At 68.4% G+C, this 594-nt stretch carries 1 protein-coding gene; it reads left to right on the forward strand.

From position 1 onward, the window contains the following. Positions 1 to 594, forward strand: a 594-nt coding sequence (locus tag IE247_RS34005; protein WP_190127228.1) for a beta-ketoacyl reductase, incomplete at both ends; no start/stop codon positions are given.

Consider the following 594-nt stretch of genomic DNA (forward strand, 5'->3'; position numbering starts at 1 on the left):
CCCGGCCGGCACGGTGTTGGTGACGGGTGCGAGTGGCACTCTGGGTGGTTTGTTCGCGCGTCATCTGGTGGTGGAGCGCGGTGTTCGCCGGCTGTTGCTGGTGAGTCGTCGTGGTGGTGCTGCCGAGGGTGCGGCGGGGCTGTCGGCGGAGCTGTCGGAGTTGGGTGCGGAGGTGGAGTGGGCGGCTTGTGATGTCGCTGATCGTGATGCTCTGGCCGCCGTGCTGGCTGGGCGTTCGCTGTCGGCCGTGGTGCATACGGCGGGTGTGCTGGACGATGGTGTGGTCGGGTCGCTGACGTCGGAGCGGTTGTCGGGGGTGTTGCGTCCGAAGGTGGACGCGGCGTGGAATCTGCATGAGCTGACCCGCGACCTGGACTTGTCGGCGTTTGTTCTGTTCTCGTCGGCTGCTGGTGTGTTCGGTGGTGCGGGTCAGGCGAATTACGCGGCGGCGAATGTGTTCCTGGACGCTCTGGCTCAGCACCGCCGGGCCCAGGGTCTGGCAGCGACCTCGCTGGCCTGGGGTTTGTGGGCCGAGTCGGGTGGTATGGCGGGTGAGCTGGGCGCGGGTGATGTGTCGCGGCTCGGCCGGGGTGG

It is taken from the genome of Streptomyces inusitatus (assembly GCF_014651115.1).
Classification (GTDB): domain Bacteria; phylum Actinomycetota; class Actinomycetes; order Streptomycetales; family Streptomycetaceae; genus Streptomyces; species Streptomyces amakusaensis.